Annotated in this window: 18 protein-coding genes and 2 pseudogenes; 11 read left to right on the forward strand and 9 right to left on the reverse strand. The window is 39.4% G+C overall.

What is annotated here, in order from left to right:
- Window position 1 precedes the first annotated feature (1 nt).
- The 6 genes and pseudogenes from kdpB to NG743_RS22395 all read right to left on the reverse strand — a co-directional run bounded on the left by kdpB (window position 2) and on the right by NG743_RS22395 (window position 7,531).
- Window positions 2–2,128 (reverse strand): potassium-transporting ATPase subunit KdpB, encoded by a 2,127-nt coding sequence (gene kdpB / locus NG743_RS22370; protein WP_257120926.1) that lies wholly within the window; start codon window positions 2,126–2,128, stop codon window positions 2–4.
- A gap of 52 nt (window positions 2,129–2,180) precedes the next feature.
- Window positions 2,181–3,923, reverse strand: a complete 1,743-nt coding sequence (gene kdpA, locus NG743_RS22375; protein ID WP_027401750.1) for a potassium-transporting ATPase subunit KdpA — start codon at window positions 3,921–3,923, stop codon at window positions 2,181–2,183.
- Between the two features lie 486 nt (window positions 3,924–4,409).
- Complete coding sequence (locus NG743_RS22380) at window positions 4,410–5,369, reverse strand: IS110 family RNA-guided transposase (protein WP_193965010.1); 960 nt, start codon at window positions 5,367–5,369, stop codon at window positions 4,410–4,412.
- 402 nt (window positions 5,370–5,771) lie between these two features.
- The gene (locus NG743_RS22385) at window positions 5,772–5,894 is read right to left on the reverse strand and encodes a histone H1 (protein ID WP_027400631.1); all 123 of its coding nucleotides are present in this window, start codon (window positions 5,892–5,894) and stop codon (window positions 5,772–5,774) included.
- A 455-nt stretch (window positions 5,895–6,349) separates the two neighbouring features.
- Window positions 6,350–7,163, reverse strand: a pseudogene (locus NG743_RS22390) (serine/threonine protein kinase); the annotation flags it as partial.
- Between the two features lie 113 nt (window positions 7,164–7,276).
- Window positions 7,277–7,531 (reverse strand): hypothetical protein, encoded by a 255-nt coding sequence (locus NG743_RS22395; protein WP_027401749.1) that lies wholly within the window; start codon window positions 7,529–7,531, stop codon window positions 7,277–7,279.
- A gap of 73 nt (window positions 7,532–7,604) precedes the next feature.
- Between NG743_RS22395 and NG743_RS22400 the strand changes: the two genes are divergently transcribed.
- On the forward strand, window positions 7,605–7,850 hold the full coding sequence (locus NG743_RS22400; protein WP_027401748.1) for a hypothetical protein: 246 nt from the start codon (window positions 7,605–7,607) through the stop codon (window positions 7,848–7,850).
- 11 nt (window positions 7,851–7,861) lie between these two features.
- Here the strand turns inward: NG743_RS22400 and NG743_RS22405 are convergent, their stop codons facing one another.
- Together NG743_RS22405 and NG743_RS22410 are read right to left on the reverse strand one after the other, a co-directional pair.
- Window positions 7,862–8,056 carry a type II toxin-antitoxin system PemK/MazF family toxin gene (locus tag NG743_RS22405; RefSeq protein ID WP_306459811.1) on the reverse strand — a complete coding sequence of 65 codons (195 nt, stop codon included), beginning with the start codon at window positions 8,054–8,056 and terminating at the stop codon, window positions 7,862–7,864.
- A complete protein-coding gene (locus tag NG743_RS22410; protein ID WP_027401747.1) occupies window positions 8,022–8,252 on the reverse strand; it encodes a hypothetical protein in 231 nt (76 codons plus the stop codon). The genes NG743_RS22405 and NG743_RS22410 overlap by 35 nt, the downstream gene beginning before the upstream one ends.
- A gap of 383 nt (window positions 8,253–8,635) precedes the next feature.
- Here NG743_RS22410 and NG743_RS22415 point away from each other — a divergent pair, with 383 nt between their 5' ends.
- From NG743_RS22415 to NG743_RS22440, 7 genes are all read left to right on the forward strand, one after another.
- Complete coding sequence (locus NG743_RS22415; protein WP_027401746.1) at window positions 8,636–8,872, forward strand: hypothetical protein; 237 nt, start codon at window positions 8,636–8,638, stop codon at window positions 8,870–8,872.
- 33 nt (window positions 8,873–8,905) lie between these two features.
- Window positions 8,906–9,943 carry a cysteine hydrolase family protein gene (locus NG743_RS22420; protein WP_027401745.1) on the forward strand — a complete coding sequence of 346 codons (1,038 nt, stop codon included), beginning with the start codon at window positions 8,906–8,908 and terminating at the stop codon, window positions 9,941–9,943.
- A 237-nt stretch (window positions 9,944–10,180) separates the two neighbouring features.
- Window positions 10,181–10,768, forward strand: coding sequence for a helix-turn-helix domain-containing protein (locus tag NG743_RS27000; protein ID WP_371316454.1), 588 nt, complete (start codon window positions 10,181–10,183; stop codon window positions 10,766–10,768).
- Between the two features lie 302 nt (window positions 10,769–11,070).
- A complete protein-coding gene (gene hbs, locus NG743_RS22425) occupies window positions 11,071–11,364 on the forward strand; it encodes a non-specific DNA-binding protein Hbs (RefSeq protein WP_027401744.1) in 294 nt (97 codons plus the stop codon).
- A 26-nt stretch (window positions 11,365–11,390) separates the two neighbouring features.
- Window positions 11,391–12,464 (forward strand): threonine-phosphate decarboxylase CobD, encoded by a 1,074-nt coding sequence (gene cobD, locus NG743_RS22430; protein ID WP_027401743.1) that lies wholly within the window; start codon window positions 11,391–11,393, stop codon window positions 12,462–12,464.
- Between the two features lie 125 nt (window positions 12,465–12,589).
- Window positions 12,590–14,047, forward strand: a complete 1,458-nt coding sequence (locus NG743_RS22435; RefSeq protein ID WP_257120927.1) for a dihydrolipoyl dehydrogenase family protein — start codon at window positions 12,590–12,592, stop codon at window positions 14,045–14,047.
- Between the two features lie 209 nt (window positions 14,048–14,256).
- Window positions 14,257–14,523 carry a hypothetical protein gene (locus tag NG743_RS22440; RefSeq protein WP_027401741.1) on the forward strand — a complete coding sequence of 89 codons (267 nt, stop codon included), beginning with the start codon at window positions 14,257–14,259 and terminating at the stop codon, window positions 14,521–14,523.
- Between the two features lie 364 nt (window positions 14,524–14,887).
- On the opposite strand, the gene NG743_RS22445 is transcribed toward NG743_RS22440, so the two are convergent.
- On the reverse strand, window positions 14,888–15,076 hold the full coding sequence (locus NG743_RS22445; protein ID WP_306459806.1) for a hypothetical protein: 189 nt from the start codon (window positions 15,074–15,076) through the stop codon (window positions 14,888–14,890).
- 53 nt (window positions 15,077–15,129) lie between these two features.
- On the opposite strand from NG743_RS22445, the gene NG743_RS22450 reads away from it, so the two are divergent.
- The 3 genes and pseudogenes from NG743_RS22450 to NG743_RS22460 all read left to right on the forward strand — a co-directional run bounded on the left by NG743_RS22450 (window position 15,130) and on the right by NG743_RS22460 (window position 18,433).
- The gene (locus NG743_RS22450) at window positions 15,130–15,954 is read left to right on the forward strand and encodes an RNA-guided endonuclease InsQ/TnpB family protein (RefSeq protein ID WP_257120928.1); all 825 of its coding nucleotides are present in this window, start codon (window positions 15,130–15,132) and stop codon (window positions 15,952–15,954) included.
- A 535-nt stretch (window positions 15,955–16,489) separates the two neighbouring features.
- Window positions 16,490–18,036: pseudogene (locus NG743_RS22455) on the forward strand (group II intron reverse transcriptase/maturase).
- A gap of 112 nt (window positions 18,037–18,148) precedes the next feature.
- Window positions 18,149–18,433, forward strand: coding sequence for an RNA-guided endonuclease InsQ/TnpB family protein (locus NG743_RS22460; protein ID WP_233455509.1), 285 nt, complete (start codon window positions 18,149–18,151; stop codon window positions 18,431–18,433).
- Window positions 18,434–18,509 lie beyond the last annotated feature (76 nt).

Here is an 18,509-nt window from a genome sequence, read left to right on the forward strand (position 1 = left end):
TCTAATTTAAAGGCAGAATGACATCAATTAATTTAATGGCAATAAAGGGCGCAATAATACCCCCAACACCATAAATAAAGATATTGCGTTTTAATAATTGATCTGCTGTGAGAGGTAGAAACTTTACGCCCTTGAGTGCTACAGGAATCAGTGCTGGAATAATTAAAGCGTTATAAATTAGAGCCGAAACTATTGCTGATTGAGCGCTTTTTAAGCCCATAATATTTAAAGCACCAATCCCTGCTGCGCCAAAAATAGTGGGAATGATAGCGAAATATTTAGCAATGTCATTAGCAATAGAAAATGTAGTTAATGCCCCACGAGTAATTAGTAACTGTTTACCAATAGTCACCAAATCAATTAATTTGGTAGGATCAGAATCTAAATCCACCATATTAGCAGCTTCCTTTGCCGCTTGTGTTCCCGAATTCATAGCTACACCCACATTTGCTTGAGCTAAAGCTGGTGCATCATTAGTCCCATCTCCCGTCATTGCCACTAATTTACCTTGAGATTGTTCAGCCCGAATGACACTAATTTTATCTTCTGGAGTAGCTTCAGCAATAAAATCATCAACTCCTGCTTCCCTGGCAATAACACTAGCTGTAATGCGATTATCACCAGTGAGCATAATAGTTTTCACCCCCATTCTTCGCAGTTGATCAAATCTTTCTTTAAGACCAGGTTTAACAATATCTTTGAGATAAATCACCCCATAAATTTGGTCATTTAAACAAACAGCTAAAGGTGTACCTCCCAATAAAGAAACCTGTTCATAAGCCGCATCTAATTCTGGAGGAGCTTGAGTACCACGAGAACGGACAAAACCTTTAATTGCATCTACCGCACCTTTTCTAATTTCACTACCATCAGCTAAATTAATCCCACTCATACGGGTTTTAGCTGAAAATTCTACACCTTCAGCATTATCAACATCAACATCTATAACTACCTGATATTTTTCTGCTAACTTCACAATTGATCTACCTTCCGGTGTTTCATCAAATAGACTTGCGATTCTGGCAATTCTGGCTACATCTTCAACAGAGTAATTATTCACAGGAATAAATTCATCAGCCATCCGATTGCCTAAAGTAATAGTTCCTGTTTTATCTAAAACTAAAGTATTAATATCACCACAAACTTCTACTGCTCTCCCAGAAGTAGCAATCACATTAAATTGAGCGACTCTATCCATTCCAGCTATACCAATAGCACTCAATAAACCACCAATAGTTGTAGGAATTAAAGCTACTAACAGAGAAATTAGAATGGCAATACTGGCACCATTGCGTAAATTATTCCCTGCATCTTCCCCAAATACCACACTAATAAAATTAGCGATATAACCAGTAAAAGGAGGAAGAGTAGAAACCACAATTAAAAACACCTGGGTAAGAACTGCTAACAGCACAGTTAAAGCAATTTCATTAGGTGTTTTACTCCGTTCCGCACCTTCTACCAGAGAAATCATTCTATCAATAAAACCTTGACCAGGATCAGCAGTAATCCGAATAGTCAATTCATCAGACAGCAAGCGTGTACCACCTGTAACCGAACTAGCAATATCCGTCCCCGGTTGTTTAAGTACAGGGGCAGATTCTCCCGTAATGGCTGACTCATCAACAGAACCCATACCTTGAGTAACTTCTCCATCAGCCGGAATCATATCACCTGCAATGACTTTCACTAAATCCCCCTTACGTAATTCCGTAGAGTTAGTAGTTTCAATCACCCCATTAGATAAAATTTTCCGAGCCATAGTATCAGAACGGGTAGCTCTGAGAGTATCAGCTTGGGCTTTACCCCTTCCTTCCGCCACAGATTCCGCAAAATTGGCAAACAAAACGGTGGAAAATAAAATCAGAGTAATTATCCCATTTAACAGTCGTTGTTGATTAATATCAGCCTTAACAGTGCCAAATAAATTAGGGTCAAGAGTGACTAAAAAAACCACTATTGTCCCCACCCAAACAATAAACATCACCGGGTTTTTGACAGAAATGCGGGGGTCAAGCTTGACGAATGACTCACGAATAGCTCTTTGATACAATCCCCGCATATTTGCTTTCGGTGTATGCTTGCGGGATTCACGAGTTCCATGAGGAAGACGAAGATTATTTGTCATATCTTTATTCTTTCTATCTTTGCGCCTTTGCGCCTTTGCGTGAGACTTTAACTTATAATCCTTTAGCTATCCAAAATGCTTCCCCGATAGGACCAAAAGCCAAAACCGGAAAAAACGTCAATGCACCCAAGATCAAAATTATTCCAGCAGTGACACTGGTAAATAATCCCGTATCAGTGCGTAAAGTCCCTGTAGTCAAGGGTACACTTGGTTTACGAGACATATTATCTGCTAGTAACAATAAGCCTGTAATGGGGACAAAACGCCCTGCGAGAAGACTAAAACTGGCGCTGAGGTTCCACCATAAAGCGGTAATAGTGGGTTTTGCTCCCATAGCTATGGCCAAAGGTGATGGTTGGGAGTCTCCTAAACCTTCGAGTCCAGAACCGTTGTTAGCTGCGGCTGAGGTATATTCATACAGCACTTGAGCAAAACCATGAAAACCGGGGTTACTGATTCCTGCTAGTTGGTCGGGAAAAGCTAGAGTGATTCCGGCTGGTATCATGATGGCGATGGGATGTACTAAAAGAATCAAAAAACTGGCAAGGACAACTTCGCGTTTTTCGATTTTTCTTCCTAAAAATTCCGGTGTTCTGCCTACCATTAAGCCTGTAGCAAAGACGGTTAATATGAGGTAAGCAAATAAATAAGCTGTTCCTATTCCTTGTCCGCCCCAAATGATTTGGAGAAACATATTGGCAAAGGTAACAAAACCGCCGTTGGGCATAAATGAATCAATTAAACTATTAATTGCTCCACACATTGTGGCGGTTGTCGCAACTATAAATAAGGCTGATTGCGCCCAACCAAATCTGATTTCTTTTCCTTCTAAGTTGGGTTGTGTACTTCCTAAAATGGTATTGATGGCTGGGTTGCCGTTATATTCTCCTATGGCGGTAATGATAATAAAGATGATGAAAATTATGCCTACCATGCTGTAAACTAACCAGGCTTGTTTGCTGTTGTTGGCAAATATTCCATAGGTGTAAATTAGGGATGTGGGAATTAACAACATGGCGATGATTTCTATGAGGTTAGAAAATCCGTTGGGGTTTTCATAAGGATGGGCAGAATTGATAGTAAAAAATCCGCCGCCGTTTTCTCCTAGTTGTTTGATAATTTCCAAATGGGCAACTGGTCCGCGAGCGATCGCTTGACTAATGCTAGGATTTTCTAAGGTAGGAAATACCGCAGGTCCTGCTAATGTTTCTGGTACTCCCGCTATCATTAGGAATATTGCCCCTACTATACTCATGGGTAACAATATTCGCGTAATCGAACGAATTAAATCTACATAAAAATTGCCTAATGGTCTGCCTGTTAATCCTCTAATAAATGCTATACTTACTGTTAGTCCTGTGGCAGCGGAAGTAAACATTAAATAGCCAATTCCCCAAATTTGACTACCATAACTGAGATAAGTTTCTCCTGAATAATGTTGTTGATCTGTGTTGGTGAGAAAGGATATGGTTGTATGTAAAGCTGTATCCCATGTCATCCCACCAATTTGCGTGGGGTTGAGAGGTAGCCATGCTTGATTTATGAGGATGAAGAATATTAAACATCCCATGACTAAGTTGCTGTAAAATATGGCTGCTGCATATTGCCAAGCGGTCATATCTGGTTTACTATGAACACCGATGAGCAGGTAAATTAATCTCTCCAGTTTGTCAAATATGGGGTCGAGAATTGTTCTCTGTTCTTGGTAAATACGCGCCATATATTTTCCCAAGATAGGTGTGATGCCTACTACTATGAGTAGAGTTAATGCTATTTGTATCCATCCTTGGATCATAATTTTATACTAAGAATATAGGCTGATTAGACATCTCCGCAAATTAAAGATGCTTGACTTGAAACCCTTGCGGAGACGTTCCATGTAACGTCTCTATCATCTTTTTTGGATATGTCTATTGAATAACCAATTTCTATAATTCATTAATTTCTGATTAAAAACAACATTCGCAAGGTATATTTTATGTTTAGCTTAATGGATTTACCTAGCAGCGAGGAGATTCATATTTATACAGGTGCTAATTGAGCGATCGCTATTGTAACAAATCATCACTGGCTTGTTAAGCGATAGATTACGATTCAATACTTGTCAGTTAAGAAAATGTAGCGACTGTCTTGATTGTCAAGCGATCGTTAAGGAAAAATTTAAAGTCTAGGAAAAAAGTCAGAAAATAGAGGAGAAAAACAGAACAGAACAAAACAGGTAAATTATAGATTGCCATAAATTACCAAACTAGATTGGAGGTATAAAAACGACAGTAGAACTTTATGCAGAAATTGGTTGTGAGTCTTGAGAAATAGACCAAGGAAGATGATCTCGAATCATCGCATTTAAAATAACTAACATTTTATGAACGCAAGCAGTAATGGCCAATTTTTTGGGTTTACCACGTTCAACCAAGCGCTCATAAAAAGTTTTGATAACAGGATTATGACGCATGGCAACAACAGCACCCATATAAAGAATGGCACGAACATGGGCGCGACCACCATTAATCATGCGCTTACCTTTGTGCTGACCACTATCATGATTAATTGGTGCAACACCAACTAAGCGAGAGATTTGTTTGGCAGTTAATTGACCTAATTCTGGTAAGTCAGAAACTAAAGTGGTAGAAATTACTTGACCAACGCCAGGAGTAGTTTTGAGTAGATTGACTTTATCAATCCATTGTTGATTATTTTGGGTCAACGTCTCAATTTCTTGATTGAGTTGTTGAAGATGTTGCTCAAGATAATCAATATGGGATTCAATATCTGTCAAAGCTTTACCACGAGCGCGGTCACGGCGATTCTTTTCCGCTGTAGACATTTCTACTAATTGTCTTCGGCGACTAATTAATTCGCCTAATTGACGTGACATTTCACTTTCGATTGCTAACACCTCCGGTTTCATTGCTTCACCGAAATGCGCCAAAATCTGTGCATCAATGGCATCGGTTTTGGCTAACTTACCTGTAGCTTTAGCAAAGTCTCTTCCCTGACGAGGATTGATTAATGCTACTGGTAAAAGAGCCGCTTGCAATTGAATGATTAATTCTGTTTCTAGTCCTCCTGTTGCTTCCAGTACGATTAGGTTTAAATCGTTAGATTGAAGTTGCTTAACTAGATTAGCTATTTCTGTTTCAGTATTAGCAAATTGAAATGCTTTACCCATTGGACGGATATAAACATCAAGTGTTGCTTTACTTACGTCAATGCCTACCCATTGGGAGATATAATCCATTTTTAACTCTCCAATTTCAATTACTTCTTTTTAATTTGTTTTGTTTTTATTCATCCCCTTGATTTCACTCATCCTTGCACGATACGGGCTATATTATCTATGTCTTTGTTCATAGTTTTTACCCCAGGCGACTGTTCGAGTTCTGTCATGGAGATTGTTGTGGTGATCCTTGCTACAAAGCGGTCTTTTCTGACCCAGGTTGGGACGGTCTACCACTTCTTCTAACATACCTCTAAGATACAAGGTTGGGTTGAGGAACGAAACCCAACACCACCCACCAGGGGATCGCGGGAAGGCTGGGAGCCGCGTCTCTTTAGAGCGCGGGGGAAAGCCTACCCGTGCGGTTTTAACCGCTGCCAATATTCTCGATCATGATGCGGGTCATTAAATCTTTTCAACATTTTATTTCTCTCTAACTAATCTTTTTAAGGCTGACGAAAGACTCATTCCCCAACCTTGGGCGATATCCTCAAGTTTCTTTCTTTCAGTTTCATCTAGGTACACCGCTAGAGGTTTTTTCTTCATATACAATATTGGGTTGACATTACTGTAATACTGCCATATAATAGTTATATCGTCAATCACATCAACAAAATAAACCTGTGCAAATACGCTGGAGATTCAAGCTACAACCGAATATTGGGCAACAAGCCTTAATGTCTGAGTGGCTTGTTACTTTACGGAAACACAGAAATTAAAGTTGTTAACACCGCTGAGGCAATTGTCCAAGAGGATCTAAATGTTAAGGCTATGAAGCAACATCTCTCCTTGAGCTAAAACGCCTTCAGCTAGTTGATATAACCAGTAACTCTCGTCAGTCAAATATTCAATTGAATGTAATAAGTTGGTTTTTAGTAAATTCTTCAAATAAGCTAAAGTTGCTAAATAAGTAATCTTTCCAGAAGGTCTTGGTCCGATAATAGAAATGTGACCTTGATAAACTTCTAATTGTGGAGAACTAGGAACATGGGAATTATCCACTAACAAATTCAACCATTGTATGATTGACTGAGGGCGAAATTTGTAATTTAACGCCATTCCCTTCATAATGGCATCATTCACTCTGTCACTGATACCAAAATTAAAATCTTTAACTGGTTTTAAGGTGAAATTTTGCAATCTAGCCGGTGCTGGCATTGGTAACTGTCCAGTCAACAAAGCGTATAATGTAGCAGCTAAAGCATAAATATCAATATATTCTCCCCGTTCTGCATCTGGTAAATACTGTTCAGGAGGTGCATAACCTGGAGTAAAATTCTGTGTATGTTGTTGAACTTCACCTGATACAAATTGTCTCGCAATACCAAAATCAATTAACACCGCTTCTTGTTTACCAGCCCGAATCATAATATTATTGGGCTTCAAATCTCGATGTAATAAACCCTTGTCATGAACTAGGGTTAATGCGTCACCAATTTGTTGAATATATAGCAGTGCTTCCGCTTCTGATAACGCCCCTTTTTCAGTTATCCTTTTTCCTAAATCTTCACCGTTAATATACGCCATCACTATACAAGGTAAACTAGCTTCATCAAAGACATTTTCTACCTCAACTATATGGGGATGACGACATAATGCTAGTCTCAATCCTTCATCACGGAAATCTTGTTTTAATTTATCTTGATAAGCTATCAAATCTGGACGGTTTAAAATTTCTTGTCTCAAGGTTTTTATTACCCGCAGTTCACCGCGTTGGTTTTTAGCCAAATAGGTGATACCTATTCCCCCTTGACCTAGTTCTCGTTCTATAATGTAGCGTCCCCCAAATAACGCCTTTCCAGGATAAAATAGCATTTTCATTAATTTCTATTTACTCAAGTAGTTGAATTTTGTATCGTTTAGCCAGTTTTTGCAAATCCCTTTGAAAACGAGCAGTAAGAGCAATTTCAATGGGTAGTGGTTCATTATTATTCTCCATCTATCCCTTCCCACATTTGTGAAAGGGGTATAGTTTGTCCACTTAATGCTTCTTTTATTCCCTGACGAATACCTTCAATGACAATTTCTGTGGGTGTTTCTTCAAAAGCTGAATTTTTCTCTAATGGGAAAATAGATTTTTGAATAAGTTGCAGTGCATAAGTTTCCACAGAAAGACCTTGTTGTTGTGCTTGCTGTATTAAATACTGTTCTAATTCTGGTGGTAAATTGATGGTTAGTGTCATAAATATATCTATTATAAAATGAGTTTAGTTTTATCAATTTACCAAAATTTTTGATAATGGCGACAAAAAATCTATGACTAATCTCTTACAACAAGCTTATGTTGTCGTCTCACGGCTACCTGAAGATGAACAGAATGAAATTGCTCAAATGATTTTCCAAAAATTAGCACAGCGTCAACAACTACTGCATCCAAAGAATATAGATTTTATGCAGTTTGCTGGTATTGCGAATGCTGAAGAAACTATACTTTTACAAAACCTCGAACATGAGATTGAAGAACAAAGATTACTAGACTTGCAAAGGCAAATTGAACTGTGAAAAAAGCTTTACTAGAGTACTTGTGCAAAAACTTCGTTCCATCCGGTAATAGGTACAATAATCTTTAAGCGTAAAGTACCTATATCATCATTATTAACAATGATACAAGGTCGGGTTTTGCTAATTTCATCCCCTACTGTGGGATCAGCATTATACAGCCAGATTTCACCTCTACGCATAATCTTGGTACTCATAAAAATCTTCATTACAAGTATCAACAAATTCTGTTAAACTGCTTTCTGTTTCATAATAAGAACGCATCATTTCCGCAGCAGCAGTTAAGCCCAGTTTTTGAGGATTTTGCATTTCTTCACCCATGAGTTTTAAGGCAAATTCTATTATCTCTAGTCTTTCGACATTAGGCATTTGTTTAATAGCTTCTAAAATTTGGGGGTTGATCATAATTTGTGGCAATTGTAAGTAGTTTCTATTTTAAAGTAAGATATACTGACTCTGCAACCTTCGTAGGTTGGCTTGAATGAAATGAAACCCAACACCACCCACCAAGATATGTTGACACTCTCAGGGCTAAAGCCGCTGAGATTCTGGGGACAGAGTAAACTTAGGTAATGCCCAAAGTTTAATTCTCGCTACGGTCGCACAACACCGTCTACCCAGTAAGCCTAAGTCTAAGCTTAGATTGCTGGATATTTCTGTTGTTAACATTGATGTAATATACCGTAGGCATAGCTCTGATGTTGTTGCACTTTGATAAATTCTCGCTCCTGAACTAAAAATTGACTTTTTTGCCTATTTTACTTGTGTACTAATTACTAAGAATTACAATGCCATCCGTAAACCAACAGTTATTTTCCCAATCTGGATTAAATTTGATTGCATTCATAGTTTCTCCGTCTTGTCTTTTACAAGTTGGTACAGTGTCTATGCTGATATTAGTTATAGCTCAGAAAGCTACAAGCGAGGCATTAATCAGCCTGGGTGAAGCAAGTGAAGAATTATTACGAGGCGATCGCCTACCTGTCCTTCCTTTTCCAGATGGTTATAAATTAGACAAGGATTAGAAATCATCCGTAAAACTCAAGCGTATTTTCATGATGAATGCCCAGAATATACCCCAATTACCAATTCCCTCCTACTTTAACCCTGCAAAAGTCGGTGAAGTTTGGCGTGTACCTTATCAACAACGTGCTGCTGAAGCTGAAACTTATGCCAAACAACAAAACATTCCATCAGCAGCTTTAGATAAAAACCGTATTTGTCTATTATTAATAGATGTCCAAAATACCTTTTGCATTCCCGATTTTGAATTATTTGTAGGCGGAAAAACTGGAATTGGTGCAGTTGAAGATAATCAAAGACTGTGCGAATTTATTTATCGCAACTTGGGAATAATTACCAAAATTATTCCCACACTAGATACTCACACAGCCATGCAAATCTTTCATCCTATATTCTGGGTAAATTCCCAAGGAGAACACCCAATACCTGCCGCAACCAACATTACACCCACAGATATTAAAAATGGTATTTGGCAAGTTAATCCAGCGGTTGCTAATAGTCTCAATAATGGTGATTATGACTTGTTAGCAAAACAGGCTTTTCATTATGTTCAACAACTCAGCCAAGATGGAAAATACCCGTTAACGGTGTGGCCTTATCATTCTATGTTAGGTGGAATTGGTCATGCTTTGGTTGCATCAGTAGAAGAAGCAATATTTTTCCATAGTATCGCCCGTCAAAGTCAAACCCAATTTGAATTAAAAGGGGAAAATCCGCTAACAGAAAATTATTCTATTTTACGCCCTGAAGTTTTAACAGGATTTGATAATCAGCCAATTGGACAAAAAAACACAAATTTAATTAAACAACTTTTAGAATATGATGCGGTGATTATTGCGGGACAAGCTAAAAGTCATTGTGTTGCTTGGACAATTGACGATTTATTAACAGAACTTAAACAGGTAGATCCCACCCTCACAAAGAAAATTTATCTTTTAGAAGATTGCACTTCTCCTGTTGTCGTTCCTGGTGTAGTTGACTATACGGAACAGGCTAATAAGGCATTTGCTAGATTTGCCGAAGCTGGAATGCACATTATTCAATCAACTGAAGAATTAGTCATTAGTTATTAGTCATTAGTCATTGGCTTAGGTATTTTCAAAATAGCAAGCCATTTTTACTCTTGACTCCTGAATTATTATTGTATACTAAAATGCTCAACGAAATTAAAGAATATTTACAATTACACCAAAGCCCATAAAGTCTTGACAAAACATAGAAATAATGTGTTAGCATAGGTAGCATTGACAAATATACTCTCCCAAAGTACACATCAATATACCAAATACATTAATCAGATCAAAAGGATTATGGGATGCCGACTGAAAATTTTTTTAAGTGATGAAGAAAAGTTAACTTTAGAAGAGTTGAGAAAGGCTAAGGATGTTCCTCAACGGACAAAAGACCGCGCTCAAGTTCTACTGTTGAATGCTCGTGGATTAAATAACGAACAAATTGCTCAAGGCTTAAACTGGGCAGTTTCTACAGTCCGTCAGACCCTGCATCGGTGGCGAAAGATGGGTTTAGCCGGATTATGGGATGCTCCAGGTCGAGGCGGAAAACCCCGCTATTCGGAAAATGATTTAGAGTATCTAGAAAACTGTCTATTTGAAGAACCTCAGACTTATAACTCCAAACAACTAGCCAAAAAACTAGCATCTGAGCGACAAGTTTACTTGAGTCCTGACCGACTCCGCAGAGTTCTGAAAGCCAGAGGTAAGGGGCAGGGGGCAGGGAGCAGGGGGCAGGGGGCAGGGGGCAGGGGGCAGGGAGCAGGGGGCAGGGGGCAGGGAGCAGGGAGCAGGGGGCAGGGAGCAGGGGGCAGGGGGCAGGGGGCAGGGGGCAGGGGGCAGGGAGCAGGGAGCAGGGGGCAGGGAGCAGGGGGAAATGACAAATGACCAATGACCAATGACAACTAAGTATTTATTTCTAAAAAATAGGGTATTTTAATTACAAGAAAGAGGTAAAAAAGAAAAAAAATCCTGAAATCTATATAAATTAATAGTTTCATCTATCCACTTCGGGCTACAACACCTTAGAATGATTCATTGAAAAGTCAAGTCAATCGTATTTGCAGCGGTTTTGAGTGTAAATACTCTCAGGGAACGATTTTTGTATTTCTACAAACAGAGATTTAGGTAAAGATGCTTTAATGGTGCATCTTGAGAAATAATCTCTGATAAAACTTTAGGAGTTTAACATGAACAAAGGCGAATTAGTTGATGCAGTAGCTGAAAAGGCTAACGTTACCAAGAAACAGGCTGACCAAGTTTTGAGTGCTGCCATCGAAACTATTGTGGAAGCGGTTTCTTCCGGTGATAAAGTAACATTGGTGGGATTTGGTTCGTTTGAATCACGGGAACGCAAGGCCCGTGAAGGACGTAACCCCAAAACGAATGAAAAAATGGAAATTCCCGCTACCAGAGTTCCCGCTTTCTCTGCTGGAAAACTGTTTAGAGAAAGAGTAGCACCCCCAAAAGAGCCAAAAGAGTAAGTTCAGTTATAGGAAAAACATTTTTGATGCCACAACAAGCACACGGGGGAAATTTGGCTTGGGCAGCAGCACTGGCTGGCTGTTCCCCTGATGCTATTGTGGATTTCTCTGCCAGTATCAGCCCGTTGGGACCACCAAATAGTGTGATTACGGCGATTGTGTCTCAACTAGGTAGTTTGAGGAATTATCCTGACCCAGAGTATGGTGAATTACGACTTGCTCTGAGTCATTTTCATGAATTACCTACTGAGTGGATTTTGCCGGGTAATGGTTCAGCAGAACTATTAACTTTGGTGGGTAGAGAATTAGCACAATTAGCAGCAACGGTTGTACTAACTCCAGCTTTTGGCGACTATTACCGCACTCTTGCGGTTGATAATGCTAAAGTTCTGGAGTTTCCTGTGGATTTGGCAACGGGGAAAGGGAATATTTCTCTATTGCCAGATTTCGGGCTGAAGACTTCAGGTTTTGGGTTATTGCTGAATAATCCCCATAATCCAACGGGAAAGTTATTCTCACGGGAATCTGTTTTACCGTATTTGGAAAGGTTTGCCTTGGTGGTGGTAGATGAAGCGTTTATGGATTTTTTGCCGCCGGAAGAGGAACAAAGTTTAATTGGGTTGGTGCAGGAATACGAGAATTTGGTGATTTTACGATCGCTCACCAAATTTTACAGTTTACCAGGGCTAAGATTAGGATATGCGATCGCTCACCCTCAACGTTTAGCTAAGTGGAAATCATGGCGAGATCCTTGGCCTGTGAATACTTTAGCAGCCGCCGCAGCGATCGCCGCCCTCCAAGATACAGAATTTCAAAATCTCACCTGGAAATGGCTGCCAGGGGCGAGAAATCAACTATTTCAAGGTCTAGCCTCAATTCCTGGTTTAACACCCATAGAAGGCTCTGTTAACTACCTATTGGTAGAATCTCAACGATCTACTTCCCAGTTACAACAACATTTGCTTCGGCAACACCAGATTTTAATTCGTGATTGCTTAAGTTTTAAAGAATTAGGCGATCGCTTTTTCCGTGTCGCAGTCCGTACAAAAGCTGATAATCAATGCCTATTAACAGCACTTGAAACAATTCAAAATCAATAGCAGGAGTTCAGGCGGTAGGGGCGCAGTCCCTGCGCCCATTCAGGAGTATGGCTAACGCTGCGCTATCAGGAGGAAGAAGGGAGAAGGGAGAAGGGAGAAGGAAGAATAAAATTACCTAATGACAAATGACAAATATTGATTACGACATCGTTGTTATTGGTGGCAGTATTGCTGGATACCAAGCTGCTTTAAGTGCTACTCAGCTACACGCTAAAGTTGCCTTGATTGTCAGCGCAGATTTTACTCATAACTATAATTTAAATTATCAATACATACTTAGCGAAATTAGTCAAACTACCCAGAAATATTATAATTTAGTAAATCTAGGAACTTACGAAAAAAATATTCACTTAAATCTGGAATTTCTGAACTGGAAAAAAGGATTGTTTTATGCAAATGCTGTTGCCAAAAATATTAATCAAATACATTCTTTGGCGAATTTAGCTGCCCAAGGAGTTGATATTATTGTTGGTAATGGTCAATTTCAATCTTCTCCTCAATTAAGTTTTACGGTTAATGAAAGACGCTTATATAGTCGCACCTACTTACTCGCTAATGATTCTCGTCCATTAATTCCTGATATTTCAGGATTAGATACTATTAAATATCTAACTTTAGCTAATATTTGGCAATCTTTAGAAAAAACCACATTACCCGAAAATTGGGTGATAATTGGTGGTATTCCTCAAAGTATAGAAATAGCCCAAGTTTTAGCCAGATTTGGTTGTCAAGTCACATTAATAGTCAAATATTCTAGTATTTTGCCTAGTCTTGATGCAGAAATAGCCAAATTACTAACAGCACAATTAGAAATTGATGGTGTGCGGATTTTAACACAAACTCAAGTTACCCAAGTCCGACAAATAGATCATAAGAAATGGGTACAAGTTGGAAATCAAGCCATTGAAACCGATGAAATTTTCATTTGTGCTGGACAACAGCCAAATTTAGAGTATTTGAATTTACCAGCGGTGGGAGTAAAATGGCATCAATACCGCTTGGTTGTCAATGAAAAATTACAAACTACAAATCATCGGATTTATGCTTGTGGTGATGTGCTAGGTGGTTATGATATTCAGAATATTGGTAATTATGAAGCTAATATTGCTGTAAAAAATGCCCTATTCTTTCCCAAACTAAAAGTTAATTATGAATTTGTTCCTTGGGGAATATATTCTCAGCCCAGGGTAGCACAAGTTGGTTTAACAGAAAAACAAGCTAAAAACCAATATTCTCAGAAGCAAGTTTTAGTTTTTAAGCAATATTTTAAAACAGCCACGGCGGCACAAATACAAGGAGAAATTACAGGTGTTTGTAAATTAGTAGTTTTGGAAAATGGAAAAATTTTGGGATGTTCTATATTGGGAATAGCAGCAGAAGAATTAATTAATTTAATTAGTTTAGCAATCTCACAAAATATGAAAATTCAGTATTTGGCTAAATTATCACCTATTTATCCCAGCTTTTCCGAAATTCTTATGGAAATAGCGCGAGAATGGCATAGACAGAGAATTAATCAGAACCATACTTTTTCAGAATTGCTACTAAGTTTCTTTAATTATCGTCGTGATTGGAATTTATAGTGGATTATGGTTGAGTGTAGCAAAAATGATTGAGTGTCCAATACCTAGTAAGTAGACGACCTATACTTATCAATTCACTATTTTGTTATTCTGTCAATGCGTAACTTCTATAATCAAACAAATGTTAGGGAATAGGGAATAGGGAATAGGCAGAGGTCAGGGGGAAATAATTTAATAACTAATGACTAATGACTAATGACTAATGACTAATGACCAATGGTTTTAACTCGACTGTACCCCAAGGCAAGCTAGAATATAGAGGGATAATTCCCCTATTCAAATTATTAATTAAACAGAATTTTATGGATATTCAAAATGCCCTTGATACCATTAATACTTACCAATGGAACAGTGAGCAATTAAAGGGAACTGCTATTTTATCGGTTTATGCCCTCAAGGGGATTGTTGGCTATGCAGCAAGCCAAAATAAACCAGTAGAGGAATTGTTACCTATGGAAATTGTAGAGGCTAAGTAGTGAGACAGAATTAATTACACGATGTCATTGCGTAAGCGTTGCGTGGCGTTAGCCATATGGAACGAAGTGAAATGAAGCAACCGCAAGGGTTGTGATTGCTTCCCTTCGCTCGCAATGACTGTAAATATTTTTGTCCAATTACTTATCAAATTGGTGGATCTTACAGTTCCTCAACAGTCTATTTAGTTTGAATGCTCAAAAAGTTAGTTTGAATGGGAACTAGCTTTATACCAAATAGATTTTCCTACACCAATTTCCAGTATGCTAGATATGAAACCAGAAACCCAACTAACCAGATTTATGGAAAACCAGATTTATGGGGGTAGAAACAGCTAGATAATTTCTACCCATAACTATCCTTATCTTACTGTTTGTCTAAGTCTTCAATAAGTTGATCAACAAAATCCCTTAACCGTTGCGGCCAGTCAGGGACGGTTTTAATTTTCTCCCTTTGCCCTTTCCGACCTTTAAAACAAATTGGTTGAGCGTCTAACTCAGCTTTGAGGATTTTTTTAGCACCAAGTTTATTATTTTTCTCAAATCTCATTGACATTAACCTTAATCGTTGGTATACTTACTATAATATAACATTGAAAGGTCGAATCAATGCTTTTATCATTCAAAACTGCACTAATTCCAAATAACCGACAGATTACAGCTTTTCGCAAGGCTTCTGGAGTAGCTAGACACGCCTATAACTGGGCAAATGCTCAAGTTATAGATATTTTAGCTACTCGCAAAGAAGGCGAAAAACTTAAACTTCCATCAGCGATTGACCTGCATAAAAAGTTAATAGTTGAGGTCAAATCTGAACACGCTTGGTATTACGAAGTTAACAAAAATGTCCCACAAAAGGCGTTAACTGACTTACGCCAAGCATGGGACCGATGCTTCAGAAAGACATCGAAACAACCCCGATTCAAGAAAAAAGGACAGCGTGATTCTTTCTATTTGGAGTCAGGAACTAAGGCAAAACCAGCAATTAAAAATGATGGTAAAAAAATTAAATTACCGTCAATCGGTTGGGTGCGATTAGCCATACCTTTACCTATTACCGCAACTCATAACTGTGTGATTTCCCGACAAGCTGATAAATGGTTTATTTCTGTCAAGTACGAGATTGAAAAACCTCCCATACTTGCAGATAGACCGACCATCGGCGTTGACATTGGAATAAAAGAGTTAGCCGTTTGCAGTAATGGTGAAGTATTCGAGAATCCTAAAGCCTACCGCCGCATGAGTAAACGCATGAAACGCTTACAGCGTAGCGTTAGCCGAAAGGTGAAGGGGTCTAATAATCGCCAGAAAGCTGTAAGAAAATTGGCTAAATTACACGCCAAAGTTTCTAATATTCGCCAGGATTCCATACACAAATTAACCTACTATCTAGCTAAAAACCACAGCGTGATAAAGAGTGCGATTCGTTGTTAGTTGAATCACGGTAATCAGTCCGTACATAAACTAACCAACCTAACCCAATTAAGGAGAAAGGTTGAACTCTCGGTCTGATATGGGTGAAAGTCCCATCTACCAGACTCAGGTATGACTCCCTATCTGCCTACGATGACCCGACTCGATTTCGGGAGGTCGAAGCTAGGAACAGGACGCAATCAGACATCCGTTGTGGGGTGACACTTGGCGTTAATGGGGAGTTCCCACGGTGAAACAGAGCCTAGAAAAGCAACCTACACGCAAGCAGGACACAACTCAAAAACCTGACTTCACTGGAGCGAAATCCCGCCGCATCTTTTTTAAATAGCGGTCAGAGTCCAGGGAATCCAGTGGTTGAAATGGCTACACCTAACGGAACTATTAATCAACCGAGGGAACGAATAAAAACGGATTGAAGGTCTAGGGGCGGTCGAACCCCATAAGTAGGCTGGACGAGCAGCGGAATCCCTTCAATTCGGGTAGGACAGACCGTAATTGGTCTGAGGTGTTCAGAATACACAAATTGGAGCAGAGCATGATTGGACACAGAGAAAACTCTAGTGAATCTTGGAAGACGTTGCCCTGGAAGAAATTCCGCCGTAACCTATTCCGCCTACAAAGACGCGTGTATAAAGCGGTTCAAGTTGGAGATAAGCGGAAAGCGCAGTCACTACAGAAGCTGATTCTGAAATCAACCGCAGCAAGATTACTGGCTATTCGTCAAGTATCACAGCTAAACGCTGGGAAAAAGACCGCAGGAATTGATGGCAAAAAGTCCCTTACCTTTAAGGAACGCTTCGAGCTTAATGAACTGCTAAAAGCATCTGTTAGCAACTGGAAACACCAGGAACTAAGAGAAATACCAATCCCCAAAAAGGACGGTACTATGAGGATGCTGAAAATCCCCACTATTGCAGACAGAGCTTACCAATGCCTTGTCAAATACGCATTAGAACCAGCTTGCGCGTTGCAACTTTCCACGCCAGGAGCTATGGGTTTAGGACGGGTCGTTCAGCGCATGACGCACAGAAATACCTGTACAACAACCTATGCTCTACACGAAAAGGAATAGATAAACGAGTTATAGAACTCGATATCGAAAAATGCTTCGACAGGATAAACCACACCGCCATCATGGATAGACTCATCGCTCCTTATAGCATAAGACAGGGAATATTCCGCTGTCTCAAAGCCGGAGTTAACCCTCAATTCCCAGAACAGGGAACACCTCAAGGCGGGGTAGTAAGTCCACTATTAGCTAACATCGCCTTAAACGGCATCGAAAGTATCCACAGATATAAAGATGCCGGAAACAACGTAATAGAACCATCAGTCCGATATGCGGATGACATGGTGATAATACTTAGACCTCAAGACGATGCTACCGTTATACTTGACAAAATCAGTCAGTTCTTAGCAGAGCGGGGAATGAAAGTCAGTGAGAAAAAGACCAAGCTAACCGCCGCGACAGGTGGGTTTGATTTCCTCGGCTGGCACTTTAAAGTCCAGAAAAACGGGAAGTTTAAATGCGTTCCATCAGTGGATAACTTCAAAGCTTTTCGCAAGAAAGTAAAACACATCGTCAACAACTCGAATTATGGTGCTATCACTAAGGCTGAGAAATTAGCCCCTGTAGTTAGAGGTTGGAGGAACTACCACCGCTTTTGTAAGATGAAAGGGTCACGCAACTCGTTATTCCACATTCAACACAGAGCTTACAGGGTATTCAACAAGGAAACCAAACAGAATCGCTACACTAGCAAGGAATTACTAGATAAAGCGTTTCCATCAGTTCCTTACTCCGAAAACAAATACATCAACGTTAAAGGTGAGAAATCACCCTATGACGGAGATTTGAGTTATTGGAGCGAGCGTAACAGCAAGCTCTATGACAACCATACCTCTAAAGCCCTCAAACGGCAAAGCCATAAATGTGGTCATTGTGGTTTAAAAATGCTCAGTGATGAGAAGGTACATTTACATCATATAGATGGAAACCATAAGAATGGTAAACCTAAAAACCTTCTAGCAATTCATGAAAGCTGCCACGATTATATTCATATCAGCAAAAGCGAAAGCTAAGAACATCGGAAGCTGGGTGCAGTGAAAGTTGCACGCCCAGATTTAACAGAGAGGGGCAGGGAATAATATCCCTCCTCGACTCTACCTAGAGGATTTGCACGTTAAGGCATTTTTGAAGAACCACAAATTAGCGGGTGCTATCGCCGATTGTGGGATGTATGAGTTCAAACGACAGTTAGAGTATAAAACCGAGAAGTTCGGGAGTGAATTAATCCTTGTGGATAGGTTCTTCCCCAGTTCTCAAATATGCTCTAACTGTGGGAATCATCGTCATAAAATGCCATTAAAAAACCGCGTTTATGTTTGTCCTGATTGTGGCTATAAAGCCGATAGGGACTTAAATGCAGCGCGGAACATTGACCGATGGTTTGCGGATATTTTTATCCCTGTAGCGTAGCGGTTCCTTTTAGGAACTACGGTCAGAAACGGTAAGTTCTACCGAGATTGTCTGTCGAGTGGAAAAACCTCTTAGA

It is taken from the genome of Dolichospermum heterosporum TAC447 (genome assembly GCF_024584745.1).
GTDB lineage: Bacteria > Cyanobacteriota > Cyanobacteriia > Cyanobacteriales > Nostocaceae > Dolichospermum > Dolichospermum heterosporum.